This window comes from Guggenheimella bovis (assembly GCF_054492335.1).
The window spans coordinates 32939-59363 of sequence record NZ_JBQWTF010000002.1 but is presented as its reverse complement, the minus strand read 5'-3'; the positions used below and the strand labels follow the sequence as shown (position 1 = coordinate 59363).

34 protein-coding genes, 1 tRNA gene and 2 pseudogenes are annotated in these 26425 nt (G+C 43.2%); 17 read left to right on the top strand and 20 right to left on the bottom strand.

The window, feature by feature from the left end:
- Nucleotides 1–4 precede the first annotated feature (4 nt).
- From ribH to ACUB3H_RS06710, 3 genes are read left to right on the top strand one after another with little or no spacing between them, the layout of a single operon-like run.
- Complete coding sequence (gene ribH, locus ACUB3H_RS06720) at nt 5–469, top strand: 6,7-dimethyl-8-ribityllumazine synthase (protein ID WP_459129911.1); 465 nt, start codon at nt 5–7, stop codon at nt 467–469.
- 40 nt (nt 470–509) lie between these two features.
- Complete coding sequence (locus tag ACUB3H_RS06715) at nt 510–1784, top strand: aconitase X (RefSeq protein WP_459129910.1); 1275 nt, start codon at nt 510–512, stop codon at nt 1782–1784.
- A complete protein-coding gene (locus ACUB3H_RS06710; protein WP_459129909.1) occupies nt 1781–2233 on the top strand; it encodes an aconitase X swivel domain-containing protein in 453 nt (150 codons plus the stop codon). The genes ACUB3H_RS06715 and ACUB3H_RS06710 overlap by 4 nt, the downstream gene beginning before the upstream one ends.
- Nucleotides 2234–2247: 14 nt before the next feature.
- Here ACUB3H_RS06710 and ACUB3H_RS06705 read toward each other — a convergent pair whose 3' ends face one another.
- The 5 genes from ACUB3H_RS06705 to ACUB3H_RS06685 are packed head-to-tail and all read right to left on the bottom strand — an operon-like array spanning nt 2248 to nt 5752.
- Complete coding sequence (locus ACUB3H_RS06705) at nt 2248–2739, bottom strand: arsenate reductase/protein-tyrosine-phosphatase family protein (protein ID WP_459129908.1); 492 nt, start codon at nt 2737–2739, stop codon at nt 2248–2250.
- A gap of 8 nt (nt 2740–2747) precedes the next feature.
- Nucleotides 2748–3428, bottom strand: coding sequence for a gamma-glutamyl-gamma-aminobutyrate hydrolase family protein (locus ACUB3H_RS06700; protein WP_459129907.1), 681 nt, complete (start codon nt 3426–3428; stop codon nt 2748–2750).
- Nucleotides 3428–4102 carry a gamma-glutamyl-gamma-aminobutyrate hydrolase family protein gene (locus ACUB3H_RS06695; RefSeq protein WP_459129906.1) on the bottom strand — a complete coding sequence of 225 codons (675 nt, stop codon included), beginning with the start codon at nt 4100–4102 and terminating at the stop codon, nt 3428–3430. Before ACUB3H_RS06695 ends, ACUB3H_RS06700 begins: the two co-directional genes overlap by 1 nt.
- A 6-nt stretch (nt 4103–4108) precedes the next feature.
- Nucleotides 4109–4954 (bottom strand): DUF6612 family protein, encoded by an 846-nt coding sequence (locus ACUB3H_RS06690; protein ID WP_459129905.1) that lies wholly within the window; start codon nt 4952–4954, stop codon nt 4109–4111.
- 15 nt (nt 4955–4969) lie between these two features.
- Nucleotides 4970–5752 carry a sugar phosphate isomerase/epimerase family protein gene (locus ACUB3H_RS06685; RefSeq protein ID WP_459129904.1) on the bottom strand — a complete coding sequence of 261 codons (783 nt, stop codon included), beginning with the start codon at nt 5750–5752 and terminating at the stop codon, nt 4970–4972.
- Between the two features lie 85 nt (nt 5753–5837).
- On the opposite strand from ACUB3H_RS06685, the gene ACUB3H_RS06680 reads away from it, so the two are divergent.
- Nucleotides 5838–5913, top strand: a tRNA-Ala gene (locus ACUB3H_RS06680).
- A 178-nt stretch (nt 5914–6091) separates the two neighbouring features.
- On the opposite strand, the gene ACUB3H_RS06675 is transcribed toward ACUB3H_RS06680, so the two are convergent.
- The 12 genes from ACUB3H_RS06675 to ACUB3H_RS06620 all read right to left on the bottom strand — a co-directional run bounded on the left by ACUB3H_RS06675 (nt 6092) and on the right by ACUB3H_RS06620 (nt 13294).
- Nucleotides 6092–6364, bottom strand: a complete 273-nt coding sequence (locus ACUB3H_RS06675; RefSeq protein WP_459129903.1) for a hypothetical protein — start codon at nt 6362–6364, stop codon at nt 6092–6094.
- A 132-nt stretch (nt 6365–6496) separates the two neighbouring features.
- Nucleotides 6497–7054 carry a phage scaffolding protein gene (locus tag ACUB3H_RS06670; protein WP_459129902.1) on the bottom strand — a complete coding sequence of 186 codons (558 nt, stop codon included), beginning with the start codon at nt 7052–7054 and terminating at the stop codon, nt 6497–6499.
- 219 nt (nt 7055–7273) lie between these two features.
- Entirely contained in the window at nt 7274–7519 is a 246-nt protein-coding gene (locus ACUB3H_RS06665; RefSeq protein WP_459129901.1) for a hypothetical protein, read from the bottom strand.
- Nucleotides 7516–8430: a hypothetical protein gene (locus ACUB3H_RS06660; RefSeq protein WP_459129900.1), complete on the bottom strand. Its 915-nt coding sequence runs from the start codon at nt 8428–8430 to the stop codon at nt 7516–7518. Before ACUB3H_RS06660 ends, ACUB3H_RS06665 begins: the two co-directional genes overlap by 4 nt.
- Nucleotides 8427–8750: a phage scaffolding protein gene (locus tag ACUB3H_RS06655; protein ID WP_459129899.1), complete on the bottom strand. Its 324-nt coding sequence runs from the start codon at nt 8748–8750 to the stop codon at nt 8427–8429. Before ACUB3H_RS06655 ends, ACUB3H_RS06660 begins: the two co-directional genes overlap by 4 nt.
- A gap of 220 nt (nt 8751–8970) precedes the next feature.
- A complete protein-coding gene (locus tag ACUB3H_RS06650) occupies nt 8971–9213 on the bottom strand; it encodes a hypothetical protein (protein ID WP_459129898.1) in 243 nt (80 codons plus the stop codon).
- On the bottom strand, nt 9213–10121 hold the full coding sequence (locus ACUB3H_RS06645) for a hypothetical protein (protein ID WP_459129897.1): 909 nt from the start codon (nt 10119–10121) through the stop codon (nt 9213–9215). The genes ACUB3H_RS06650 and ACUB3H_RS06645 overlap by 1 nt, the downstream gene beginning before the upstream one ends.
- Complete coding sequence (locus tag ACUB3H_RS06640; protein WP_459129896.1) at nt 10118–10441, bottom strand: phage scaffolding protein; 324 nt, start codon at nt 10439–10441, stop codon at nt 10118–10120. The genes ACUB3H_RS06645 and ACUB3H_RS06640 overlap by 4 nt, the downstream gene beginning before the upstream one ends.
- A gap of 179 nt (nt 10442–10620) precedes the next feature.
- A complete protein-coding gene (locus ACUB3H_RS06635) occupies nt 10621–11025 on the bottom strand; it encodes a WDGH domain-containing protein (RefSeq protein ID WP_459129895.1) in 405 nt (134 codons plus the stop codon).
- Nucleotides 11026–11247: 222 nt separating this feature from the next.
- Complete coding sequence (locus tag ACUB3H_RS06630; RefSeq protein ID WP_459129894.1) at nt 11248–12804, bottom strand: minor capsid protein; 1557 nt, start codon at nt 12802–12804, stop codon at nt 11248–11250.
- Nucleotides 12791–13033: a phage portal protein gene (locus ACUB3H_RS06625; RefSeq protein WP_459129893.1), complete on the bottom strand. Its 243-nt coding sequence runs from the start codon at nt 13031–13033 to the stop codon at nt 12791–12793. Before ACUB3H_RS06625 ends, ACUB3H_RS06630 begins: the two co-directional genes overlap by 14 nt.
- A 72-nt stretch (nt 13034–13105) precedes the next feature.
- Nucleotides 13106–13294, bottom strand: coding sequence for a hypothetical protein (locus ACUB3H_RS06620; RefSeq protein ID WP_459129892.1), 189 nt, complete (start codon nt 13292–13294; stop codon nt 13106–13108).
- A gap of 384 nt (nt 13295–13678) precedes the next feature.
- Between ACUB3H_RS06620 and ACUB3H_RS06615 the strand changes: the two genes are divergently transcribed.
- The 10 genes and pseudogenes from ACUB3H_RS06615 (at nt 13679) to ACUB3H_RS06570 (ending at nt 20348) form a co-directional block, all read left to right on the top strand.
- On the top strand, nt 13679–14290 hold the full coding sequence (locus ACUB3H_RS06615; protein ID WP_459129891.1) for a LexA family protein: 612 nt from the start codon (nt 13679–13681) through the stop codon (nt 14288–14290).
- Between the two features lie 10 nt (nt 14291–14300).
- Nucleotides 14301–15635: an SNIPE associated domain-containing protein gene (locus ACUB3H_RS06610; RefSeq protein ID WP_459129890.1), complete on the top strand. Its 1335-nt coding sequence runs from the start codon at nt 14301–14303 to the stop codon at nt 15633–15635.
- A gap of 17 nt (nt 15636–15652) precedes the next feature.
- Nucleotides 15653–15760, top strand: a pseudogene (locus ACUB3H_RS06605) (type II toxin-antitoxin system HicA family toxin); the annotation flags it as partial.
- Nucleotides 15761–15782: 22 nt separating this feature from the next.
- A complete protein-coding gene (locus ACUB3H_RS06600) occupies nt 15783–16160 on the top strand; it encodes a type II toxin-antitoxin system HicB family antitoxin (RefSeq protein WP_459129889.1) in 378 nt (125 codons plus the stop codon).
- 42 nt (nt 16161–16202) lie between these two features.
- The gene (locus tag ACUB3H_RS06595; RefSeq protein ID WP_459129888.1) at nt 16203–16484 is read left to right on the top strand and encodes an Arm DNA-binding domain-containing protein; all 282 of its coding nucleotides are present in this window, start codon (nt 16203–16205) and stop codon (nt 16482–16484) included.
- Between the two features lie 11 nt (nt 16485–16495).
- Nucleotides 16496–16726: pseudogene (locus ACUB3H_RS06590) on the top strand (tyrosine-type recombinase/integrase); the annotation flags it as partial.
- Between the two features lie 242 nt (nt 16727–16968).
- The gene (locus ACUB3H_RS06585; RefSeq protein WP_459129887.1) at nt 16969–18051 is read left to right on the top strand and encodes an iron ABC transporter substrate-binding protein; all 1083 of its coding nucleotides are present in this window, start codon (nt 16969–16971) and stop codon (nt 18049–18051) included.
- A complete protein-coding gene (locus ACUB3H_RS06580) occupies nt 18020–19072 on the top strand; it encodes a FecCD family ABC transporter permease (RefSeq protein WP_459129886.1) in 1053 nt (350 codons plus the stop codon). The genes ACUB3H_RS06585 and ACUB3H_RS06580 overlap by 32 nt, the downstream gene beginning before the upstream one ends.
- The gene (locus ACUB3H_RS06575) at nt 19069–19830 is read left to right on the top strand and encodes an ABC transporter ATP-binding protein (RefSeq protein ID WP_459129885.1); all 762 of its coding nucleotides are present in this window, start codon (nt 19069–19071) and stop codon (nt 19828–19830) included. The genes ACUB3H_RS06580 and ACUB3H_RS06575 overlap by 4 nt, the downstream gene beginning before the upstream one ends.
- Nucleotides 19827–20348, top strand: coding sequence for an FmdE family protein (locus tag ACUB3H_RS06570; protein ID WP_459129884.1), 522 nt, complete (start codon nt 19827–19829; stop codon nt 20346–20348). Before ACUB3H_RS06575 ends, ACUB3H_RS06570 begins: the two co-directional genes overlap by 4 nt.
- A 26-nt stretch (nt 20349–20374) precedes the next feature.
- Here ACUB3H_RS06570 and ACUB3H_RS06565 read toward each other — a convergent pair whose 3' ends face one another.
- Nucleotides 20375–21433 (bottom strand): M42 family metallopeptidase, encoded by a 1059-nt coding sequence (locus ACUB3H_RS06565; RefSeq protein ID WP_459129883.1) that lies wholly within the window; start codon nt 21431–21433, stop codon nt 20375–20377.
- Between the two features lie 93 nt (nt 21434–21526).
- Between ACUB3H_RS06565 and ACUB3H_RS06560 the strand changes: the two genes are divergently transcribed.
- The 3 genes from ACUB3H_RS06560 (at nt 21527) to ACUB3H_RS06550 (ending at nt 24836) form a co-directional block, all read left to right on the top strand.
- Entirely contained in the window at nt 21527–23968 is a 2442-nt protein-coding gene (locus ACUB3H_RS06560) for an FAD-dependent oxidoreductase (RefSeq protein WP_459129882.1), read from the top strand.
- Nucleotides 23968–24213 (top strand): metal-sensitive transcriptional regulator, encoded by a 246-nt coding sequence (locus ACUB3H_RS06555; RefSeq protein ID WP_459129881.1) that lies wholly within the window; start codon nt 23968–23970, stop codon nt 24211–24213. The genes ACUB3H_RS06560 and ACUB3H_RS06555 overlap by 1 nt, the downstream gene beginning before the upstream one ends.
- A 215-nt stretch (nt 24214–24428) precedes the next feature.
- Complete coding sequence (locus tag ACUB3H_RS06550) at nt 24429–24836, top strand: Fur family transcriptional regulator (protein WP_459129880.1); 408 nt, start codon at nt 24429–24431, stop codon at nt 24834–24836.
- A 51-nt stretch (nt 24837–24887) separates the two neighbouring features.
- On the opposite strand, the gene sdaAA is transcribed toward ACUB3H_RS06550, so the two are convergent.
- Complete coding sequence (gene sdaAA, locus ACUB3H_RS06545; RefSeq protein WP_459129879.1) at nt 24888–25769, bottom strand: L-serine ammonia-lyase, iron-sulfur-dependent, subunit alpha; 882 nt, start codon at nt 25767–25769, stop codon at nt 24888–24890.
- A complete protein-coding gene (gene sdaAB, locus ACUB3H_RS06540) occupies nt 25766–26422 on the bottom strand; it encodes an L-serine ammonia-lyase, iron-sulfur-dependent subunit beta (RefSeq protein ID WP_459129878.1) in 657 nt (218 codons plus the stop codon). The genes sdaAA and sdaAB overlap by 4 nt, the downstream gene beginning before the upstream one ends.
- Nucleotides 26423–26425 lie beyond the last annotated feature (3 nt).

Here is a 26425-nt window from a genome sequence, read left to right as displayed (position 1 = left end):
AATCATGAAAACATTCGAAGGAAATTTAACGGCTAATGGAGCAAAGGTTGCAATCGTCGCATCTCGCTTCAACGAATTTATCACATCAAAGCTCATTTCAGGTGCCATTGACTGTCTCACTCGTCACGAAGTCAAAGATGAAGACATCGAACTCGCGTGGGTTCCAGGCGCTTTTGAAATTCCACTCGTCGCCAAGAAACTTGCAAACACCGGTCGCTATGATGCTGTCATCTGCCTGGGTGCTGTCATCCGCGGAAGCACGACACACTACGACTACGTCTGTAGCGAAGTCTCAAAAGGTATCGCCTCCATCTCTCTAGAAACGGGAATTCCCGTCATGTTTGGTGTCCTTACGACAGAAAACATCGAACAAGCCATTGAAAGAGCCGGTACCAAGGCAGGAAATAAAGGTTTTGATGTAGCTCAAGGAGCACTTGAGATGATAAACCTAATGAGCTCCATCGCCTAACTACTTAATGGTATAATGAGAGCGAAGAAAGGAGATTCTCATGAACCTTACACCCGCTCAACAAGAAATTCTAGACGGTAAGCACGGAGAAACACGTAAGAAACTCATGGAAACCATGGTTCGCTACGGAGAGCTTTTCGGTGCAACCGAGATGGCAGAAATCACCTCCTCTGCCCACCACTTCGTTACAAGCTTTGGTTTAAAAGCCTTAAAACCGATCTACGAGCTTTTAGATCAACTGATCGAAGAAGGCATTAAGACCGATCGTCCCTTTACGGTAGACCCCAAGCCACTCGATAAGAACGTTCCCTCTACGCTACTACAAGATATTGTCTTTTCCAAGCTCATGTATACGAAACAAGATGACTACGAAGAACAGCTTAAAAAGCTTGGGTTAAAGGATAATAATGCCTTTAGCTGTGCTAGCTACTTAAAAGAAGTTGGAAACATTCCGAAAAGAGGCGACATTCTAAGCTGGTCTGAATCATCTGCTGTCGTTTATGCAAACTCTGTTCTCGGGGCTAAGTGCAACCGAAACAGCGGTATTCTCGATCTCATGGGTGCCATCGTTGGCTATGTTCCTGTCTTTGGCCTCTTAACAGAAGAAGGTAGAAAAGCCGACTGGATCATTGAAGTAAAGACTTCAAAAGTCCCCGAAGCTCAGCTCTTAGGCTCTGCCATCGGTATGAAGGTCATGGAAGATGTTCCCTACATAAAAGGCTTAGATCAGTTCTTAGGAGATACTCTTACAGAAGAAACGAAGGCCTATCTTAAAGACTTTGGTGCAGCGACCGCATCAAACGGCGCTGTTGGACTCTACCACGTAGAAAACCTCACACCAGAGGCAAAGGAACTGGGAGAAAAACTCCTCAAAGAAAACGTAAAGACGTATGTCATCGATGATGCGGAGCTCGAGCGCGTTGAAAAGAGCTATCCGATCATCTGGAAAAATAAGGACGCGAAGCCAAAACTTTGCTTTATCGGTTGCCCTCACCTTTCGATGGAACAGTTGACCGACTGGTCTAAGAAAATTAGCGACGCATTAAAGAAAAATGGACGTAGTAAGGTAACGATTCCTACGGTCCTAACCTCTGCTCCGGACGTCGTCGAAGCCTTTTTGAAAAAGCCAAGTGGCATGAGACTGAAGGAGATGGGCGTCACTTTAAGCTACATCTGCCCGCTCATGTACATGAATAATCCTCTCGCTGGAAAGCGTCCCGTCATTACATCCTCCAATAAGCTTCGAACCTACACATCTGCAAGATATTACAAAGACGCCGATATTCTAGAGCTCATTACAGGAGGTAAGAGATGAAAAGCTTTCAAGGAAGAGTCGTCGTTCCTGGAGAAATCCAAGCGGAAGCCGTCGTAACGACAAAAGGCTTTAATACACTCGCATCTTTTCAAAAGGCACTCCAGTTTGGCGATAAAAAAGCCACTTGTAGTGACCAAAACAACGAAGAGCTCTATAAGAAACCCTTAGCAGGAAAAGCCCTCTGTTTACCACAGACCATCGGTTCAACGACAGGTGGACTCGTACTCTATACGGCTTGTGCGATGGGAAGAAATCCAGCTTGTATGCTCTTTTCAGAATCCATCGATTCCTTAGCCGCTGCAGGTGCCATCCTACAAGACATTTGGCTCGAAGGATCTTCGATGCCAGTAATAGACCGCTTAGGAGAAGAATTTATACACTTCGTTAAAGACGGAATGACCATTACCATTAAAGAAAACGGAATCGTAGAAGTAGAAGAAAATAGGTAGAGCAAATGCTCTACCTATTCTTCATCAGACTCTTCTTCGTCTTCTTCAGCTTCTTCTTCGTCCTCTTCGAGCTCTTCTTCAGGAACATCGTTCCATTGAACTTCTCCTGTAATGAGACGCTCTGTGAGGTACTTCACGCGTTCTTCTAGTTCGTAGATGACTTCACGGAAGTCTTCCATGTCGCCATCTTCGGGATCTTCTACTTCCCATTCTTCATAGTGAACGTCTGCATAGAGTGGAATTTCTACATCACCAAAGCCTACGATGATATCGACATCCGGGATGTCATCGATCGTCTTAGGCTCAGGAAGATCGTTGAGATCGATTTCATAGATCTCCTCCATGGCATCGACTGCGAATTCATTCAGTGTTCCTGGTTCTTCCATTCCTGCAGAGTACACTTCAAACACGTCTTTTCCATAGTAGCGTCCCAAAGCTTCTGCAATCATACTGAGGTTCGTGTTGTTTCGGTCGACAAAGGCTACGATCATTTTTTCGTTTTCCATACATCCTCCTATAGAGTATTAACGAATGCATCAAAGATGCGGCTAAATTCACGATTTTGACTTACATATTCCGGATGAAACTGTACACCAAAGATCGATCGATCTCGATCTTCAAAGGCTTCAATCAAACCATCAGGACTAAAGGCAGTTGCTTTTAAGTTCGTTCCAAGCGTCTTAATCGCCATCGTATGATTGGAGTTTACAATGAGTCGACTACCATAAAGTGAATGAAGTAAACTATCTGCTTCTATCTTTATGGAGTGATAGATTGGATGCTCTCCATCCCCTTTATGAATTACCCCTTCATAAGCATTTTGAACATCTTGTTCGAGCGTTCCTTGAAGAGCAACGTTTATTAAATGAGCCCCTCTACAGATTCCAAGGATAGGCTTCTTACATTCTACTGCCTTGTGAAAGAGTGCAATTTCAAATTGATCTCTCTCAAAATGAATGACTTTCGGGCGAGTGGGCTCTTCACCGAAGTAGAAAGGAGCGACGCCCTCACCACCTATAAAAAGAACGCCATCACAGAGTTCAATGTATTCATCGATGAGGTCTAAGTCGTAGCTTGTTGTAAATAGCGGAAGGGCACCACTTTCTACAAGAGCATCTTTTACGACCTTATTCGCACCTAAGAGGGTACGATCCTCAACCTTTACAACCTGACTACATACGAGTATTTTTTTCATTATGCCCTCCCTATAAAGTCCTCGAAGATTCGAAGAAAGTCTTCGTCCTCGATGAGTCTTTCAGGGTGAAATTGAAAGGCGATGAGGTGATCAGCTTCTACACATTCTACGAAGCCATCTTCACTTGTAGCCGTTACCTTAAGACCCTCTGCTGCGTGCAATACCCCTTGATGGTGGATGGAGTTTACGATAATCTGATCGACCCCCATAATCTCATGAAAGCGAGAGCCTTCTTCGAGATCGATGTAGTGATAGCTCGGCTGAACATTCGGGCGGGCATGCTCTAAGGATTCAGGACGTTCAGTGGGAATGTCCTGAACGAGAGATCCTCCGAAGGCTGCTTGAATAAGCTGAAAGCCACGGCATACAGCTAATACTTCTTTCTTCTCTCGAAGGGCGATCTTTAGAAGTTCTAATTCAAATTGATCTCTCATATCATTGGGTGTCTGTGTCTTCGGTGACGGATTTTCTCCGTAGAGAAAAGGCGACACATCGACACCACCTGTAAGAAGTAAGCCATCGCAGAGCTTCACGGCTTCTTCACAAACTTCAAGTTCATCGGTCGGTGCGACCATAAAGGGTAGTCCACCCGCTAAACGGATGGCATCGGAGTACGACACATCGAGTAGCGTCATTTCACGACTAGAAGATGCACTAATTAGTATTTTTTTCATAGTTCCTCATGGAGTTAGTGGTTCACTCGTTCTTGGTTCGTCTGTCATCGGGATGACAAGTTGTTCTTCTGACTCTATCGCTTCTTTAGGAAGACTAGGAAATGTCCCACGAGCTTCATAGATACGCTCTTGAATGAGCTCTGTTTCAATGGGAAGTCCCTCTCCCTCAAGTTCAAATCGGCTCATAATCTGTACCGATTTGATGACTCCTTTTTTATCGATCACAAAGACGTACTCTAGATAATCTGCACTCATGATCGATGCGTTTTGAAAGCTAATTCCTAAAGCTGGCGTCTCTTCCATAATGAGAGCTAAGTGTGCAGGAATCGCATTTCTATTCACTCGAAGCGTCAAAAGGAGATTTCCATCACGCTCCGAATGAACTAAATTCTTTTCATTTGCTTTTAAGAAACGAACATAGCTTCTTGGATGATTTCCTGCATAGATCGAATCTAAAAGGAAAGGAGAGTTTGCTCTCTTATAGTGAGTCCAACCGCCATAGAAGGCACTCTCTTCATAGACAATGTCCTCATAGGCAAAGATCTTACTCATCATCTCTGGATCAAACTTCTCACCAGCTGTCGTATTGTGTTCTAAGTAAAGAGCACTTTTCTCTTCATCGTAAAGAAGCTTCGATTCACTCTTTGTCGTGACTTTATCCTCTTTTACGGTTGAGATGAGCTTGGTATCGATCGTTACACTAGGATTTTTTGGTAGCTTCGCTTCGATCTTAGTAAGCTCTGACTCAAGGTTAAAAGCCTTGGCTTCTGTCGTCTGTGGCTCCGTTATTCTTGAACATCCTGAAAGGATCATAATGAATAACAGAGTAAAAATGGCAATGTTCTTTTTCATGATTCCCCCATGATATTATTTTACCATGTTTAGGATCTCTTTTGCACGATTGTATGCGGTAGAAAGGTACGATTTAACATCGATACCAGGGTTAGGAGAGATGCTCTCTAAGAGGATAGAACCTTGGAAGGAAGTCTTTCCCAGGGCTTTTGTAAAGTCATCCCAAGGAACGCTTCCAGAAAGCGGTAAAAGGTGTTCATCAAAGTATCCACCGTTATCGTGTAAGTGGAGCGCAGCAAGGCGGGTGGGAAATTCAGAAAGAAGTGAAAAGTCACGAGGCAGGTGAACATTCGCATGTCCTGAATCAAAGCAGAAGCCGAGTGAATCTGAGGAAATTTCGCTTAGAACATCCCTAATTATTTGAAATTCACTTAGGTTCTCTAAAGCAAGGGTGACACCAGAATTCTCAGCACATTCTACTAAAGCCTTAAAGCGCGGCAAAAAGAACTTGCCATCCTTAAGAAAACGAGCAGCTCCATGGTAAGGATGGATCACTAAGGTCCGAACACCCAACTCACCAGAAAGCTTAATGAGCTTTTTTAGTCGTTCAAAGACGTCATTAGACTCTAAGGAATCCGTCCATAGAGAATCAATTTCGTAATAAGGAAGATGTCCGTTTTCAACCTCGAGTCCACAGGCAAGCGACGACTCCACCTGCTCCTTTAAGGTCCCCGTAAGCTCCACGAACTCCTCGCCCCACCATAGACTCACCGTATCAAAACCGGCATTTTTTATAAGCTTTAAACGATCCTCTAAAGGGAGGATGTAACCAAACCAACTAAATATTCCTAATTTCATAATCACCTCGTGTAACGTTCGTACCCAGGAAAGGCGTTCGACTTGACAAACAAAATAAGATAGCTTATTTTATATTCATACGCTTGGGGAATTGGCGCAGCTGGGAGCGCGTTTGAATGGCATTCAAAAGGTCGAGGGTTCGAGTCCCTTATTCTCCACCATTAGAAAGTAGTAGAATACCACCGGAACGGAAAAGCCTTGAGATTCAGGGCTTTTCCTATTTTTAATTTCCTTTAGAAAGGAATAAAATATGATTTCACTGCTGGTCAAACTGCTGGTCAATCGTATGAAATAAAAAAAGCCCCTAAAAAGGGGCAAGTTCAAGGAGGGTAGGTCTATCTATTTTTCAAAATTAGTGAATCTTCCTAAAAGGTCGTAGAGGTAGTTACTACCACGCGATAGCACCACACCAGTGATCACCTCTCCCACATAAGAGAGCCTCGACACAATACCAAGCTCTTTCGGGAGGTCTAGCCCATAGGCTAGTGCCACCACCACGCCTAGCACCAAAGAAAGGATGAGAGGCGATTTCACGCTCTTGATCTCTGAAACATACGTGATAATCGCTTCTACGAGGATTGCCATGATGATGAACGAAAAGAATTGTTGCATATTATTTAATCTCCTTTGTGTTGTACGTGTGGATCCAGCCTGTCGTACTCTCCTGTACGATCTGTTGGTCAAGTTTATTTTGCAAAATTTGTGCGTATTCAAGTTTATTTAGCGGCATATTTTTCTCCTTTATTAAATGTTAAATGCTTTGTCAATTACAGCTTGCATCGAGGACGCTTCAGATTCACTCAAGCCATTTGCAGGGTTCACGCCGTCAATCCTAGGCGGTGCGTCACTCTTAAAGAGCATGGATGACGTCTCATCACCCTTTAGGGCTTTGAGCTGTTCTTTTATGCCGTCCAGTGCACCGTCCTTGAGCTTTAGCGAGCTGTCATCGATAAGTGCCCGTGCAGCCTTTAAGTTAATTGCCCCCGCATCACGTAGAGCGGATTCAATCGCATGCTCTTTTAGCATCATGGCGACGCTTGCTTCATGCTCTTCTTTTGCTTTTGCATTCGCTTCCTCGAGCTCTGCGATCTTAGCCGTGAGGTCTGAGCTTGATGCACTCGTCTTTTTGAGCTCCTCGAGCTGTGTGTCCCGCGTTTTGATCTCGCTTGAAAGGCTTTCTTTTTCCTTCTTTAGCGTCTCGATGTCGTTTTTGAGTGAATTAATGTCCTTGCCATTTTCTTCCATGATCAGGTTAATCTGATCATCAGTGAGTCCCATCGCTTTTAAAGTTTCACGTTTCATTTTTTCTCCTTACGATTTGGTGACGCGGTTTTCGTCCGCTTAGGCTTGCCGATCACGCTCGGCGTGCGATTTTATGCAAAATAAAAAGACCTGTTTAACGTCGGTGTCACGACGAGATAAGAGGATCACCTGCCTTTCTATTCCGTCAAATAGTTTTGCAAATAAACCTCCTTCCTTTGCATTAAAAAAGCACCTTCAACGCATTCCTGGTTGGGTGCTTTAGCTGATATATGATTGGGGATCTAGTTTAAAGTCACTTCTTACTTCTATTAACCCCATCTCCTCGTCATTAATTACTAGTATATTGTTATTATTTGATTTGTAGTACTGGAGTATTGATCCATCAAACGGATCTACAATTCGGTCGATTTTTTCAACGTCCTTTATTGTGTTTTCTATTAATGCACACTGTCTTTCAAATATAGAAGCATCCGACTCTAAATAAACATCTTTTGAAATTTTCATTTTTTCTTCTTCCTTTCTAAATGCAACTTTTCATCAATTGCTTTATTTGATTTACTTGATGTCTTAATAATATCTAGAAGGGCTTCCTCTTTACTAAGATTTTTTCTTTGCATCTTATCAGATAATAGTTTTTCAAAAGTAACTAATGGTTGATCTCTGTCAAGTTTTTCACGTTGTTCCTGATCTGGCATTTCGTCTCTTGTTTTAATTTTCGCTTCATTCCTTAAATTAAATACTTCTTTTGCAATGGATTCAAGTTCAGATTTAGGGATATCTTCAGGATTAGGATATAAATCTCTTATTGCATCGAGTCGTTCATGATATTTCTTCCTCACAGGAACATTTTGCAATGTTTTCATGTCATCTTCGACATTCAAATTCTTTGTACTTTTATTATACCCTTTTTTTATAAAAATGCTACTTCCCTTGTGTTCATCAAAAGCTTTTACTAATTTCGGGTCAAGCTTATCGAACTCTCCTTTTCGATAAGACGTGAAAGACTCCGCAAAGTATTCAGACTTGCTCATTCCTGCATACCCCGAAATCTTGTCAGAATATTCTAACATGCCCTTAGATAACTCATTAGTCTTAACGCCAAGGACTTCCCATTGAACATGATGCCCCATTTCATGAGTGATGTAGTCTTCTAATGTGTCACCTACTAAGCTCCTACCTGCTTTGATATATCTTTCAGCAACTTCACGCTGAGAAGACGGTAAAGAATCTAAGTTTTTCTTTACGTATTCCCATGCTTCGTTTGACTTCTTAAGATAGTTCTGAACTGATTCAGCATTCTTAAGGATGCTTTTATTTAAATAGATTCCATGATCTACAGGGCTATACGAAGCTATCGCATCGCCAGATGAGAATATCTTCTTACCTAGAGCACTATTTGGATCAATTGTTTTCATACCGCTAATCTTAGGGCGGATTCAATAGCGTGCTCTTTTAGCATCATAGCGACGCTTGCTTCATGCTCTTCTTTTGCTTTTGCATTCGCTTCCTCGAGCTCTGCGATCTTAGCCGTGAGGTCTGAGCTTGATGCACTCGTCTTTTTGAGCTCCTCGAGCTGTGTGTCCCGCGTTTTGATCTCACTTGAAAGGCTTTCTTTTTCCTTCTTTAGCGTCTCGATGTCGTTTTTGAGTGAATTAATGTCCTTGCCATTTTCTTCCATGATCAGGTTAATCTGATCATCAGTGAGTCCCATCGCGTTTAAAGTTTCACGTTTCATTTTTTCTCCTTACGATTTGGTGACGCGGTTTTCGTCCGCTTAGGCTTGCCGATCACGCTCGGCGTGCGATTTTATGCAAAATAAAAAGACCTGTTTAACGTCGGTGTCACGACGAGATAAGAGGATCACCTGCCTTTCTATTCCGTCAAATAGTTTTGCAAATAAACCTCCTTCCTTTGCATTAAAAAAGCACCTTCAACGCATTCCTGGTTGGGTGCTTTTAGTATAAACTATTTAAAGCCGGTATTATTCCTTCAAACTTAACCTCTATTACATCCTTTTCACGATTATTGATGATTGCAAATTCATTCTCCATATATTTCATCACCTGAACTTTAGATCCGTCAAAAGGATCCGTTATTTTTTTAATTACTTTTACGCCTTCTAGCTTTAAAAAAACATTCTTTACAATTTCTTCAAACTGAAATTCATCTGATGCTTCACGGACTACGAACGTTTTCATCATTTTTTCCTTTCCAAACCTAACTTCTGATCGAATTTAGTATTAGACTTACTCGAAGTTTTAATAATATCTACGTATGCTTGCTTTAAAGATAAACCTTTATCTTTAACTTTGTGATCAATCATTTCTTCGAAAGTCGGTATTGGGTAATATGTGTCGAGATATTTTCGTTGTTCCTGGTCAGGCATTTCATCTCTTGTTTTAATTTTCGCTTCATTCCTTAAATCAAACATTTCCTTTGCAATGGATTCAAGTTCATATTCAGGGATATCTTCAGGGTTAGGGTATTTATTTCTTATTTCATCAAGTCGTTCATGGTATTTCTTCCTCACAGGAACATTTTGCAATGTTTTCATGTCATCTTCGACATTCAAATTCTTTGTACTTTTATTATACCCTTTTTTTATAAAAATGCTACTTCCCTTGTGTTCATCAAAAGCTTTTACTAATTTCGGGTCAAGCTTATCGAACTCTCCTTTTCGATAAGACGTGAAAGACTCCGCAAAGTATTCAGACTTGCTCATTCCTGCATACCCCGAAATCTTGTCAGAATATTCTAACATGCCCTTAGATAACTCATTAGTCTTAACGCCAAGGACTTCCCATTGAACATGATGCCCCATTTCATGAGTGATGTAGTCTTCTAATGTGTCACCTACTAAGCTCCTACCTGCTTTGATATATCTTTCAGCAACTTCACGCTGAGAAGACGGTAAAGAATCTAAGTTTTTCTTTACGTATTCCCATGCTTCGTTTGACTTCTTAAGATAATTTTGAACTGATTCAGCATTCTTAAGGATGCTTTTATTTAAATAGATTCCATGATCTACAGGGCTATACGAAGCTATCGCATCGCCAGATGAGAATATCTTCTTACCTAGAGCACTATTTGGATCAATTGTTTTCATACCGCTAATCTTAGGGCGGATTCAATAGCGTGCTCTTTTAGCATCATAGCGACGCTTGCTTCATGCTCTTCTTTTGCTTTTGCATTCGCTTCCTCGAGCTCTGCGATCTTAGCCGTGAGGTCTGAGCTTGATGCACTCGTCTTTTTGAGCTCCTCGAGCTGTGTGTCCCGCGTTTTGATCTCACTTGAAAGGCTTTCTTTTTCCTTCTTTAGCGTCTCGATGTCGTTTTTGAGTGAATTAATGTCCTTGCCGTTTTCTTCCATGATCAGGTTAATTTGATCATCAGTGAGTCCCATCGCTTTTAAAGTTTCACGTTTCATTTTTTCTCCTTACGATTTGGTGACGCGGTTTTCGTCCGCTTAGGCTTGCCGTATCACGCCACGGCGTGCGATTTCAAACAAAATAAAAAGACCTGTTTAACGTCGGTGTCACGACGAGATAAGAGGATCACCTGCCTTTCTATTCCGTCAAATAGTTTTGCAAATAAACCTCCTTTCGCTTATAGTAAGCTTCTCAGCCTTCCAATGTCGGATGGCTTGTGTCCGTCATACTGAGGAGCAAATTCTAAGACCTTGACGTCAAAGTGATCCCAATATTCCAAGTGGTAGTGGTAAGTATATTGTCCTTCTGTGGTCTCGACTCCGACAATAAAGCTTGTGTCATCAAACATGCTTCCGTCGTGGTGCTTCTTTGATTTCCACGCTTTATCTTTATTCTGATTGCAGATAATCGAGAATAGCACCATCCTGTGATAGTACAGCTCCTCAAAGGTGTGGTAGCCGTCAGACACACCTTTTCTTGAATAGCCTTCATCGCGCATAAATTTGAGCAAGTTGTTTACCGTTTTAATTGTCTTTTCCTCATCAAGTGCTAAATTGACTGAAACTGTTACTTCAGGCTTCATCATTTCTCCTTTCTTTGCACTAAAAAAGCACCTGCAACTCTTTTCTGGTTGGGTGCTTTTATACGTCGTAGCCTTCTGCTCTTAATTCCGCTTTTATTCTGGCGTGCCTCTCTTTTCGTGCTTTCTCCGAGGCTTTTTTTTGCTCTGGCGTTTGAAGCGGAGCGACTTGACTCATAGCTCGTTCATAAAAATTTATTTGCGATTCTGTCCAGTTTTTCTTGTTCATGGCTGTACCACGTATAACTTTCTCTCTTTTCCAGAGGCTAATAGTTTTATCTTCAGTCCATCTATACCCAAAAACTCATTTTGTTCTGGGTATTCACTTAAATCCTTGATAAAAGCTCCACTGGTTCCCTTAGGATATATTAATTCGATGTTTGGTGGATTGTCGCCCATCGCGGGCAAATCCAACGCAGAAAGGCTTAAAAAACTATCATATACACCATCAAAGGGAAACTTAGGATCTTGGTATCTATATAAAATCATATCATCCTTAGTTATATTTTTCAACAACGCAGTTGTAATTTCATCCACTTTTCTTTTAATGAGTTCAATCTCTTTTTCGCTATTAGGTTTATATTTACCTCGTAGGTAGCCATTAATTTTTTGATACAGTTTCATGCCATCGGCATCCGTTCCGTTTCCAGAGTATTTTCTAATGCTATTTATTTCTTCGGGTGTTAGTTTCTCAATCCACTTTTTACTTTCTTCGGTCAAATAGTCAAGAGCCCGTCCTTGCGGAAGAGGATTATATCCGAACTCGTGAGCTACATCGTAGGCTGTTGCTTTTCCTTCTTCGTAATCTTTAATTACTTTTTCCTTGTTCCACTCTGCTATCGCCTTCTCAACCTCATCGCCCTCAATCACGGGCACCGTTGTCGAACGGCAGTTCGGATGAAACGGTGGTGCGGTAACACCTGGCTTATACTCGCTTAGCGGAAAGCGTTCCCCGTCCAGATCTTGGCAGATCTCTGACGTGTGAGTATCAAGCGTGGCTAAGATCTCGTACTCCTCAAGCCCCATCTTGTCGTAGCTATCTTTTGTTGAAAGCGAAGTGAAGTAAGCTGACTCCGTCTGGATCAGCGTACCCGCTCGGCGTTTTGTTACACCAAACTTCTGAGAGAGCTCTTTAATGTACTTATCAGGTGCTTCCCCACGAAGCACCATCTGCGTCAGGCTTTGCTGTAGGTCATTCACCAAGAGCTCTTTTGCTGACCATATGCGGTCTGAGAAGTGACGACCATCAGGTGCCCAGGGCTTCGATACGATGCGACGCAGTAGCTTCTCATCAGGTCTCGCGAAGGTCGTATCAGGATCGACGACCGATGAGATCTCTTTCGTCATGCGTCCGTAGCCTGTAGAGTAGGTTTCTTTTAGGTGGTCTTCGACGCTCACGTTTGCCTCCGCAAAGAGTGTCTCACCTTGGGTGCGGATAATCTGTTGCATCGCTTGCAAACGCGAGATATGAGCTCTAGCAGATGCATTTTCGAGCTGTTTTAGTATTTTATCATCCAGTTTTCCTTGAGCTTTTTTGATGTACTCATCGACCGTCCATCGAAACTCTTGGAGTTCTTTTCCATTCAGTGCTTTGCTAGCTTCAGAGATCGTCATTTCATTGTTTTTTGCCACTCGCTCGAGCCAGTGGTAGATCTCTTTACTAAGCTCCGCCTCCGCTTTATCGATCGACTCAGACACGACAGACACGTACGCATCGGTCTTTCGAAAAGCCTCACTGTAGACCTCTTTTGAGCGTTCTGCCCAGTAATCACGACTCTTCATCTTCTTCTACCGCTTGAGGAGGCTTAAAGCCCATGAATCGAGCTTCTTCTTTTGCACGCTCTTCTTCGATACGCTTCAGCTCCAGCTGCACGTCATCGACCATCGGTAGCTGTGCAAGTAGCGACTCTGTCGATAGAAGTCCTCTGAGCTTCGTTACATTATCGATACGCTCCGACTCCACGATGATGATGTCGTACGTCTTGTAACCGATCTTGATCTTTTTTAGCATCTTTTTTCCTTTGCACTAAAAAAGCACCGTCAGCTCATTGTGAGTTGGGTGCTTTAGTTAGTAGATCTTAACTCAGATTTTCTCATTTGTTTTTATGTTTGACCAACAAAAATCAACGACGAATTTTTTTTCGGCGTCAGTTAATAATCTTATTGGTGATTGAAAAATCGCCTCATCTCCGTACTCGCCGTTTAGGTACTTCTGGTATTCTGGCCAAAAGTCAAAACCCAGCCTTTTAGAAATTGTATCAAAATTTATCATTACAGTCTCCTAAATTTAATTCCAAGTTGCTCGACACTGCTTTTAAAATTTTCAATACTATTGTACCCACCTGCGTAGTAAGTATCAAGCATAGTATCGTATAAAGCTTTTTTAAAAGCATTAAACTCTCCTTCAACTTCATACATGAACACATCACCATTGTGACAAGTTATCAATCCATATTTTTGTCCCCTTTTAGATGCTGTCATTAAATCACTAGAACTTGGTAATGTCTCCTTTCTTGCGTTTCCGTAAGTACATCATACGCTATAAAAAAACAAAGTCAATACTTTTATGCAAGTTTTTCTAAAACATTCATTCTATGTATTGCTTTTATGCAAGTGTCATAATACTATATAAAGGAAGGGATTGGAGGTGAAAAAAATGAAAGACGTTATTCGTAAAAATAGGCAAATGTTAGGGCTAACAATGAAAGAACTGGCGGATAAAGTGGGTGTCAGTGAAGCTACTATATCGAGGTGGGAAAGCGGTGAGATTGCTAATATGAGAAGGAGTAAAATCGCATCTTTAGCGAAAGCACTGAAAATATCACCGCTTGAAATTATGGGAATGGAAAATGCCAACGTGGAGAATCGGAAGGAAGTGAGTAGAATACCCATTTTAGGTTCGGTGCGAGCTGGTGTACCACTTGAAGCCATCAAGGATATCATCGGCTATGTTGATATTGATGAGGCTGTCTCTAAAAAAGGTCAACACATTGCTTTGAAAATCAAGGGTGATAGCATGGCGCCAAAGATCCTCGACGGTGATATCGTCATTGTAAGAGTTCAAAGCGAAGTGGAATCTGGCAGTGTGGGTGTTATTTACATCAACGGCTATGAAGCCACGTGCAAGAAGATCATCTACAATGAGACTTCGTTAATTATACAGCCTTTAAACCCGTCCTATGACCCCATGTCGTTCACATGGGATGAAGTCGAGGAATTGCCAATAAAAATTTTAGGTAAAGTAATAGAGCTTCGAAGAAGCTTTTAAGGAGGAAAAAGTGAGTTCAAAATTAAAATTAATTTTAGCCTACATACTGGCTGGTATCGGTGCAATCCTACTATTAGTAGGTTTTTCGGAGTTTTTCAGTAAATCTTATGGGGTGGGATTTGTTGCTTCGATCCTTGGTATTCTTTGCCTTATCCCTGTCATTAAGACTAAAAAGCTACATAGAGCGAGCAATGAGCTCAAGGCGTTAGAGGAACAAAAGACTAGAGTTCAGAATGAAATTAACGCTTTAATATCAACGAAAGAAAGCGAGTTGAAAGCCAAAGAAGAAGAGATGAACTCGCTGATCCAACGCATTCAGTCATACGACGAGGAGCTGACCGTAAAATACGTCGATACGAGAGATTACTCAGACATCAGCTCCGCTCAGATCAAAAATGAACTGGCAATGCTAACCTTAAAGAGTAAGGATCTTATAAAAGAAGGAAAAGCGACACGGGTTCATTTTAGTGGGAATAAGTCTAGAATGAACATATTAAATCGGCAAATTCTAAAGAATTTCAATACAGATGTCGACATCGCACTGATGAAGCTCTCCGCCACTAATGTGGACACAACGAGAGGAAAGATCACAAGAGCCTTTGAAACGACAAATAAGGTCTTTCAGGGGGATAATATCGAGATCACACACGACTATCTAGACCTTAGGCTAGAAGAACTCAATCTCCTTCACCAGTACAATAAGAAGATCGAGGAAGAGCGAGAAATTCAAAGAGCGATCAGGGAACAAATGATCGAAGAAGAAAAAGTGAGACGAGAAATAGAACTTGAAAAGATTAAAATCGCCAAAGAAGAGGCACAATTCAGAAACGAGCAAAACAAGCTCATGCAATACATGAGTAAAACAGATAACGAAGTTGAGAAAAACCTCTACATTGAAAAGATTAAAGAGCTAGAAGAAAAGCTAGCACTGCTAGAAAAAGACAAAGAAAACGTCTTTAATCGTGAAGCAAATACGAGGGCTGGTTTCGTGTACGTCATCTCGAATATCGGTTCTTTTGGAGAGAATGTCTATAAGATCGGTATGACACGACGCCTTGAGCCGATGGATAGAGTAAGAGAACTCGGTGATGCATCGGTTCCGTTCGAGTTCGACGTGCACGCTTTGATCTTTTCAGACGATGCTCCAAAGCTTGAAAATGCACTACATCGAGCTTTTGAAAAGAAAAAAGTAAACATGGTAAACACTCGACGTGAGTTTTTTAACGTCTCCATTGAAGAAATTGAAGCAGTTGTCAAAGAAAATCATGACAAGCTCGTAGATTTCGTAAAAATTCCTGAAGCGTCACAGTATAGAGAGACTCTAGAAATCAAGAAAAGTATGTAGGTTGAAGAGGGTCTCACAAATATTTCAAACATCCAATCATCAAAGGTAAATTAACAGTACCACAGCACAAAGAACTAAACATTAATACTCTAAACTCAATCTTAAAACAAGCGGGGCTGAAATAAAGCCCTGCAGAAAGGATTTTTTATGTATAGATTATATCCTGCTTATTTCTTTCAAAATGAAGATAGAAGCTACACAGTTGAATTTCCAGATTTGAACGGTTGCATCACACAAGGAGACAATTTAAAAGATGCTTTTATCATGGCTGTTGATGCAGCGACAGGTTGGATAGAATTAAGCTTGCTTGAAGGCGAAGAACTACCTTTAGAGTCAGCCAATATACCATCGAAGCCAGACGCTGAGACGCATTATATTCTCGTTTCAATTGACCCAGCAAAACGCTCTCTGTCAGTAAAAAAGAATACCACAATCCCAGCATGGATTGCTGAAAAAGCCGAAAAGCAAAACATCAACTTCTCCCAAACTCTCCAAGAGGCTCTTGTGAAGAAGCTGGGGCTGTAGTTGTAAGTGCACGAAAGAATCCTACAGACAAGGAGGTAACCCATGGTCATTACGTCCTATAAAAAAGCTGATGGTAAAACGTACTATATGTTTAAGATCTCGCTTCCAACGGATCCACGAACAGGAAAAAGAAAGCACACGGCACGACGTGGCTTTAAAACAAAAAAAGACGCGGAGATCGCTTACCTCCGCCTGATCGCTGCGGAGGATGAGGTCGGTAAGAGTAAGCGGATGACCTTCGCTGAGGTCTATGAGGTATGGATGGGGCTTTATAAGCTCCGTGTGAAAGAGTCAACGCTGTCCCTGCACTCCAAGCCCCAGTAAATGCACTAGAACGCTTCTTTAAAAAGACAGGATTCAAGCGGATCACTGCCCACGGCTTTCGTCATACACACTGTAGCGTGCTTTTCGAAGCAGGTGCTACACTCCCTGAGGTGCAAGCACGACTTGGTCACTCTGATATCAAAACCACGATGAACATTTATAATCACGTTTCGGCTAGAAAAAAGCTAGAGACCGTAAACCGCTTCACATCCTACCTTGCTGGTCAAACTGCTGGTCAATGAGGACAACAGAAACGCTGAAACCTAGTCATTTCAAAGGCTGTAGCGATTCGTAGTATAGTCCCTTGTTCTCCACCAAACATCAAAGAAACGTTGGAAAATCAACGTTTCTTTTTTCTTTCATCCATTTGACGTCTATTCTCACGACTATTTTGGATAAATTCTTCCCTTCACTTCTTGTCCTTGCCCCCTTTTATCAACCACTATATAATATAATTAAAAAAGATAAAAAGGAGGACTTTCTCATGAAAAAAACGGCTGCATGGATTCTTATCCTTGCCCTAACTTTAGGTCTCTTAGGCGGCTGTAACTCAAGTACCCCGACTGCTTCAAACACGAGAGAAATTACAGATGGCGTTGGTCGTGAGGTGAGTGTACCCGAGAAGGTCACATCAATCGTCTGCGTTGGCGTGGGCGCTCTTCGCTACACCACCTATATGGGTGGAGCCGACCTCGTCGTGGGCGTCGAAGATTATGAAGTAAAACCCACAATGACTCGCCTCTATAACTACGTTCACTTTGACACCTTTAAAAAGCTACCAGTCATTGGAACGAATGGTAACCCCTTCATTGAAAAGATCATTGAGGTTGCACCTGAAGTCATCGTTATGAGTAAATTTGCATCGATCGATGCGGATGAGCTTCAAAAGAAGACCTCTATCCCCGTCGTTGTCGTTCCCGGAAGTGATACAGCACTCGATCAGAGCGCTTTTGATACACTTCGAATCTTAGGTGAGCTCTTAGATAAGAAAGAGCGCACAGAGGAACTTACGACCTATCTAAAGGGTATTGAAAAAGATTTGTCTGACCGCACAAAGGACATTCCTGATGATAAGAAACCTTCCGTTTATGTTGGAGGGGTCTCCTTTAAAGGTCACCACGGCTTTGAAGGCACAGAAGCTGGATATGGTCCCTTTGCTCTCATTCAAGCGAAAAACTTAGCCGACACGACCGGAAAAAAAGGTGCCTTTAACATCGATCTCGAACAAGTTCTATCCTGGGATCCCGATCTCATCTTTATCGATTTTAACGGCCTGGATCTTATTAAAGAAGACATTCAAAAGAACAAAGGCTTCTACGAGTCTTTGAAGGCTGTAAAAGAAGGAAAGGTTTATTCACAAATTTCCTTCCGCTCGTCTGCTTCAAACCTAGAAACCGCCCTTGCGGATAGCTACTATGCAGCAACCATCATGTATCCTGATGCCTTTAAGGATGTCGATCCGATAAAGAAAACGGAAGAAATTTTTACAAAACTACTCGGCTCAAACCCTTACCCCGTCTTGAAGGAGTCTGGCTATGAATTCCGTTCCATCAACCTCTTCGAATAATGGAATCGAGGAACTTTATAGGAAAAATCAAAGGAAGAGCGTAGCCTTTCTCGTCGTTCTCGCTGTCCTTTTAATCCTTGCGATCCTCTTTAGCCTGCGAGCAGGTTCTTACAACACGCCTATTGGAGAACTTCTTCGAGGGATCTTTGGAAGAGCCTCTGATCGTAAAATAAACCTCGTCGTACAAGGTCACCGTTTACCTAGAATCATCACGGCCATTCTTACAGGAAGCGGCCTAGGCCTTTCTGGCTGTATCCTTCAAGCGCTTCTTCGTAACCCCTTGGCCTCTTCTTCGACGCTCGGTGTCTCACAAGGTGCGACCTTCGGTGCAGCCTTTGCCATCGTCGGTCTAGGCTTCACTCAAGGAGGCTCTTTTAGCATTCCTTTTTTTGCCTTTCTAGGCTCGCTCTCTGTGGCTTTAGTGATTTTAGGCCTCTCAAAGTTTCGTTCGATCACTCCTGAGGGCATCATCTTAGCAGGCGTTGCCATAAGCTCCATGCTCACCGGTGCTACGACACTCATGCAGTACTTTGCCGACGAAGTGCAACTTTCAACGCTCGTCTTTTGGACCTTTGGAGATCTCGGAAGTACAGGTTGGGAAGACCTAGGAGAGATGGCTATCGTTGTAGTCTTTCTTTCTCTCTACTGCATCTATCACCGCTGGGATTACAATGCACTCCTTAGTGGCGAAGAAACGGCCATAAGTCTTGGTATAAACGTCAAGAGACTGACTCTTGTCGGCATGCTCTTTGCATCCTTATGTAGTGCCGTCGTCGTATCAAAAGTCGGTCTCATAAGCTTCATCGGACTCGTCGCACCCCATCTCGTTCGAATGGTCGTAGGGAATAATCACGTCTACCTGATCCCAGGTTCCATTCTCTGTGGTGCTACTCTTTTGCTCTTAGGTGACCTCTTTGCTCGCACCATCATTAGTCCCGTGATTCTTCCGATCGGTGCGATTACCTCCTTCTTAGGCGGACCGCTTTTCCTCTACCTTCTCTTTAAAGGAGGTAAGAAATGATCGAAATAAAAAACTTGAGCTTCTCTTATAAAGGTCATCCAAAGCTTCTTAAAGACGTATCCTTTTCAGTAAATCCCGGACAATGTCTTGCTATCTTAGGAAACAATGGAGCCGGTAAAAGCACCCTTCTAAAATGCTTTAACCATATCTTAACTCCTGACTCAGGTGAGGTCCTACTCGATGGAGTGAACCTCCTTACAAAGTCTACAAAAGACGTGGCAAAAAGCATCGCCTTCGTTTCTCAGACTATACCGAATACGCAGATGACCGTTCATGACGTCGTCATGCTCGGTAGAAGACCCTACATGACCTGGGGTGTCACTGAAAAGGATCATGAGATCATTCATAAGGCCATGCACCGCTTAGGAATCGAAGATCTAAGAGGTCGCTTTTTAAACGAGCTCTCTGGTGGTGAGCGCCAAAAGGTCATGCTTGCAAGAGCTCTCGCTCAAGAACCAAAGGTGCTTCTTTTAGATGAACCGACGAGTTCACTAGATATTAAGAATCAATATCAGGTACTTCGAATGGTGAGAGACTTTTGTAAAAGTGATCAGTTAATCGCCGTCGTCGTCATTCACGATCTAAACCTCGCTCTACGCTTTTCCGATCAATTCTTACTTTTAAAAAATGGCAAAGTGTACCGGGTCGGTGATCGAAGGGTATTAGATGAAGAAAGTTTAATGCAAGTCTATGGTGTACGCGCACGAATTACAGAAGTCGAAGGCCAACCAATGGTCTTTGTGGAGGAGGAAATATGAAAACTTGGAACGACTGTGTCGCCTTTCATGGGCATGAATGTGGAGGACTTACGATCGGCTATAAAGCGAGTCTCTTAGCGATTGAACTCTTAGGAATCGACTTTTCTTCCGACGAAGAGCTCGTCTGTATTGCAGAAAATGACGCTTGTGGAATCGATGCCATTCAAGTGATGTTAGGTTGTAGTGTCGGAAAGGGGAACCTATTATTTCACATATGCGGAAAACAAGCCTTCTCCTTCTACAATAGAAAGAACGGATCGAAGGTGCGTCTCGTCTTAAAGCCAAGGCCTGAAGGTCTTACTCGCGAAGAATCCTTCGCATACTATCAAGGTCTTGAACCAAAAGAGATGTTCGAGGTGAAAGAACCGACGCTTATACCACCTAAGAAAGCGAAGATCTTTGACTCCTATGTGTGTGCAAATTGTGGCGAATCGACAGGTGTTCACTGGATTCGTCTTTCAGGAGACCAAAAGCTTTGCCTCGACTGCTACGAAAGTTATGATCGTTTTCACGTATAAGAAAGGAGCCTCCGAAGAGGCTCCTTTTATAGTGCTTCATACACTTTTTCGTCCATTTTCTTTAAAAGCTCAACGACGAGTTTCACTGCATGATCATAGTCGGTCTTTGAAGAAAAACCACGAGGGGTATGGGCATAGCGCACTGGGATTCCAACGACTATGGTTGGAACGCCACCGTGCTCCTTATGGACAAAGTGTCCATTCGTTCCACCGCCTGTGCGAACGGCCGCTTGCACAGGGATTCCAAGTTCCTTTGCTGTTTCGAGTGCAAAGCGTTGGAATCTCGGATGCGTAATCATCCTTACGTCAATATGCCTTAGCATAGGGCCACTTCGTAAGGCCGTCTGCATCTCACTTCCCTTGGCAAACGTATCGTCTGCTGGCGTTCCTTCAAAGATGATCGCAAGGTCTGGTGCGACTTTTGTTGTGATCATTTCGATACCACGGCCACCGACTTCTTCTTGCGTACTAAAGGTTCCGATGACATCTACATTTAAATCGATATCCTTAATCTCTTGTAGTACATCCACTTGAGCAGCACAGCCGATTCGGCAGTCGAAAGCCTTACCGTAGAGCACATTCTCATTGTCATAAAAGCGAGTGACAGGAACGATCGGAAGACCCGGTTCAATGCCAAGTGCCTGAACTTCTTCTTTTGAACTGAGCCCTACATCGAGTCGCATGAGATCGATCGTTAGAGGCTTTTTCTTTTGTTCTTCCGACATGAAGTGCGGTGGGATGGATCCAACTACTCCTTGAACGAGCTCTCCTTCATACGTTTTGACTTCTAGAAGTTCCCCTGGAACGGTCGTCTCAACCCAGCTTCCTAAGGGAATGAACTTAATGAGTCCATTGTCATCAATGCTATGGACCATGAATCCCACTTCATCAGTATGTGCATCTAGCTGAACGAGAAGCTTCTTTCCACTACTCTTTTTTACATACAGATTTCTAAATTTATCCTCTTCTACTTCAAAATCATCTTTTAATTCCGCTTTAATAATACTCGCTACATCATCTTCAAAGCCGCTAGGACCAAAGGCGTCCGATAGCTTTTGTAAACGTTCGATACTCTTTTTCTTCATACTTCCTCACTTTCTTACATTATTTTAGCACAACAGGGTAAAAGTGTGATATAGTGTTTTTACCCCCCATAGGGGGGTCTGAAAGGAGAACGCATGAAAACCATCGTTATTATTGGCGGCGTTGCCGGTGGTGCAAGCGCTGCAGCTAGACTTCGTAGACTCGATGAAGAGTCAGAAATTATTATTCTTGAAAAAGGCCCCTACATTTCGTACGCCAACTGCGGACTACCTTATCACATTGGAGGAGCCATCGGAAACCGCGATGCCCTACTCCTACAGACACCAGAAAGCTTTAAAGCACGCTTTCAAGTGGATGTTCGCGTAAACCAAGAGGTCGTCAAACTAGACACGAAGAAAAAAGAACTCCAAGTTAGAAAATCAGACGGTGCAGAATACACTCAACGCTTTGACCAACTCATCATCTCCGTCGGATCCACCCCTATGAAACCACCGATTCCAGGAATCGATCAAGATCACGTTCGCGTCCTCTGGACCGTTCCCGACATGGATCAAATTCAAGCCCTCATCGACCATAAGAAACCAAAGCAAGCTGTCGTCTGCGGCGGTGGTTTTATCGGTCTCGAAATGGCAGAAAACCTACGTGAACGTGGCATTCAAGTTAGCCTCGTAGAAATGATGGACCAAGTCATGGGTCCTCTCGATAAAGAAATGGCAGCAATCGTCGAGCAAGAACTCGAACGAAACGGTGTAAAACTCTATCTATCGAAAAAAGTCACGGCCTTTACAGAAAAAGCCGTTCAATTAGATTCTGGTGAAGAAATTCCTGCAGAGCTCGTTCTCGTAAGCTTAGGTGTTCGTCCACAGACGGCCTTCTTAAAAGATAGCGGAATCGAGTTAAATCAACGCGGTGCCATAGTCGTGAATGACTTCATGCAGACGAATGTCAAAGACATCTACGCTGTAGGTGATGCGACAGAAATTACAAACCTCGTAAGTGGACAGAGAGTGACGATTCCTCTTGCATCGCCTGCGAATAAGCAAGGTCGCTTGGCTGCAGATAACGTAGCAGGACTTAAGAGAAAATACCGCGGTGCACTCGGTACAGGTATCGCTAAGATATTCGATATCACAGCTGCAACGAGCGGACTCAATGAAAAGCAACTCATGGCCATGGGTAAGGTTCGCGGTAAAGATTACCACGTAGCAGAGATCATCTCAAAAGACCACGCTGGTTATTATCCCAATGCCATGCCAATTACACTTAAAGGCATTTTTGATGCCAAAGGAAAGCTTTTAGGCATTCAAGGTGTAGGCTATAGCGGTGTCGATAAGCGCGTCGACGTCTTTGCTACAGCTATGACCATGGGAGGAACCGTTACAGATCTTGCTGAACTAGACCTCTCATACGCTCCACCCTTCTCAAGCGCCAAAGACCCCATCAACATGCTCGGCTTTGTCGGCCAAAACATCTTAGATGGCTATGTAAAACCAATCCTCGTAACAGAGCTCGACGATTATAAAGATTCCACTTTCCTCGATGTTCGTGCTCCAGAAGAACTCCTACTCGGAGAAATTCCAAATGCAATCAACATCCCGCTTGACGAGATTCGCGATCGCATGGATGAAATTCCAAAGGACAAGACCGTCGTCGTAAACTGCCAAATCGGTCTTCGCGGTTACATCGCAGCTCGCATTCTCATGCAACACGGCTACGACGTACGAAACCTCTCCGGTGGATACTCCCTTTACGCTCAAAACTTCTGTGAGAGCGGTGCAGGAACTTGTGGCTTAGGGGACGTAAACTTCTCCGACGCTGGTCACAGTGAAGGCATCATCCGCACTCCTGGTGAAAGACATGAATTAAACGTCGGTGGACTCAGTTGCCCCGGCCCTATCATGCAGGTTTCTAAGAAGATGGAAGAACTTCAGGAAGGAGATCTTCTAGAAGTTCATGCAACCGATCCAGGATTTTTTAAGGACCTCCCTGTCTGGGCACAAAAGACAGGAAATACACTCCTTCAGATTTCTGATGAAGGAAAGAAGATTACAGCCCTCGTACAAAAGGGTGCAGCCGTCGCTCCAAAGGCCGTTTCAGGAGAAATTCCTCACGGTAAGACCATGGTCGTCTTTAGTGGTGACCTAGATAAAGCCATCGCTAGCCTCATCATCGCAAACGGCGCTCGAAGCATGGGCCGTGAAGTTACGATGTTCTTCACCTTCTGGGGACTCAATATCCTTAGAAGAAACGAACCCGTCCATGTGAAGAAGGAACCTGTAGAAAAGATCTTCGGTATGATGATGCCAAGAGGAACGAAAAAACTCGGCCTCTCTCGCATGAACTTCGGCGGATTAGGTGCTAAGATGATCCGTGGCATCATGAAAAAGAACAACGTCGATCAAGTTGAAGTGCTCCTTAAACAAGCTCTAGACAACGGCGTTCGCATGATCGCATGTAACATGAGCATGGATTTAATGGGCATCACGAAGGAAGAACTCATTGACGGAGTCGAGCTAGGCGGCGTCGCAACGTATCTCGGTTCTGCAGAAGATGCAGATACAAACCTCTTCATCTAATGACAGACGCAAAAAAGGATATTGTCAAAAGACTTCGAATCATTTCCGGTCACTTACAAGGCGTCATTGATATGATTGAAGGAGAAAGGGCCTGTGATGAAATTCTCATCCAGGTCCAAGCTCTTTCAAGTTCCCTAGCTAAAGTAAAGTCGCTGATAGTAAAGAATTATTTGACCGAATGCTTCAATCCTAACGCAGTTTTAAGCGAAGATTTAGAGAAAATCTTAAAATATTTAGATAAATAGTGTTTAGGGACCTCAATTTGTGGTATTATAGTAATACAATATCAAAGGGAGGTGATTCCAATGTACGAAGAACATTGGCATCCCGTAGACCCTAAACAGTATGGGAAGGGTCTTACGGGAATAGTAGAGACTCTTTTCAGATCATTTTAGCCTCTTTTTAGAGGAAAGGACACAAGCCTTATCTTGTAACAACTACTTCTGAAGCGAGTCAGACATTGAAAGACACACTCAAAAAGCATGGTCTCAGGACCACGAAGCAAAGACAAACGGTATTACACGCACTCCAACAATCGAAGGAGAAATTGAGTAGTGCGGAGGAACTATTTAGAAGGTGCCCGGATGAGATGGATCTCTCGACACTCTATCGTAATCTCGAGCTTTTTGTGGAAGCGGGGATTGCTGAACGCGAGATCATTGACCGCGTCAGCCACTATCGGTTGAAGTGCTCTGAAGATCATCATCATCACCTGATTTGTACCGGATGTAATAAGGTCGTTCACTTAGATTACTGCCCAATCGATGATCTCAGTGAAATCGCAAAAGAGCACCATTATCTTCTTCAAGAACACAGACTGGAGATTTTCGGACTCTGTGAGGAGTGTCAAAAGAAGGGATTTAGGTAGTGATCCCGGACAATATGTCTAAAACCAAAGCGGACCCGAGGGTCCGCTTTTTTATCGATCTTTTTTCAAGTATTGATTTCTTAGTTTTATTCCAGTAGGCGTTATCGCTACACCACCTTTACCCGTTTCACGGAGTGCTTCAGGTAAGGCTCTTCCTACTCGGAACATGCTGTCTACGACTTCATCAAAAGGAATGAGACTCACACAGCCTGAAAGAGCGAGATCGGCACTTACGATGGCATTCATGACGCCCGATGCATTCCGTATGGAACAAGGGAACTCAACAAAGCCTCCGATAGGGTCACACACGAGACCCATGATGTTCATAAAGGAGAATCCCGCTGCATCGAGTGCTTCTCGAGGCGTTCCTCCTTGAAATTCGACGAGTGCTGCAGCAGCCATCGCAGCGGCCGTTCCGCACTCTGCTTGACAACCGCCTTCTGCACCGCTCACCGTCGCATTGACTTCTACGAGAAGACCTACAGCAGAAGCTGTAAGGAGAGCATCGACGAGTTCTTTATCGGTTGCGTTCTTTTCTACTTTAAGGTAATGGAGGGCTGATGGTAAGATCCCACTACTACCTGCCGTAGGTGCTGCACAGATTCTTCCCATGCCGGCATTTACCTCCGATGTACTTAAGGCTGCAGCAACCGTTCGCATCATGGTCTTACCCATGAGCGGTTCCTTCTCTTTAGCGTAGTCCATGGCTTTTTTCGCATAACCACCACTCATTCCGCTAATCGAGTGAATTTCTTCTTCTGTTCCTTTTTCAGCCGAATGCATCATGACATCGATCGTCTGTTGAAGGAGCGCACGAACGGCCTCTTCAGAGGCATCGTTATCTTTCATAGCTTGTTTTATTGCGATATCAGAAATTCGTACACCATTTTTCTCCGTAAGCTCTAAGAGCTCCTGTCCGTTGTGGAAAATCATTCGACACCCCCAATATTTGCAAGGAGCTTGACACCCTCTTGATTTCTTATCTTTTCGTAGCTCTCTTCAGAGATCTTGGCATCCATCTCTACGATCATGGTAGAAATCGTGTCATCTCTTGTAACCTTCATCGAAGCGATGTTGATCGATTGACTCAGAAGAATTTCACTCACCCTGTGGATGACACCACGCTTATCGGTATACTTTACAATAATAGTTGGACGACTTCCTGAAACACTGACGGGAACGCCATTTAAGTCTGTGATCTCGATCGCTCCACCGCCTACAGAGGAACCTGTAATACTCTTTACGACACCATCGTCTAAGGTAAAGACCATCTTTACGGTGTTAGGGTGAACGTAACCGAGATCAGCTTCTTCAAAACGAAAGTTAATTCCCTGTTCTTTTGCAATCTCAAAGGAATCGATGAGTCTTTCGTCATCTGGAGCCATTCCTAAAACACCAGCAACGAGTGCACGGTCGGTACCGTGGCCAAAGTAGGTGTCTTTAAATGACCCGTGAAGGTAAAAGACAACCTCATGAAAAGGGTCTTCAATGATGCGTCTTGCCACGTTCGCTAGCTTACAAGCGCCTGCCGTGTGCGAACTACTAGGACCGATCATAATAGGTCCTAAGGTATCTAGAATATTCATTCT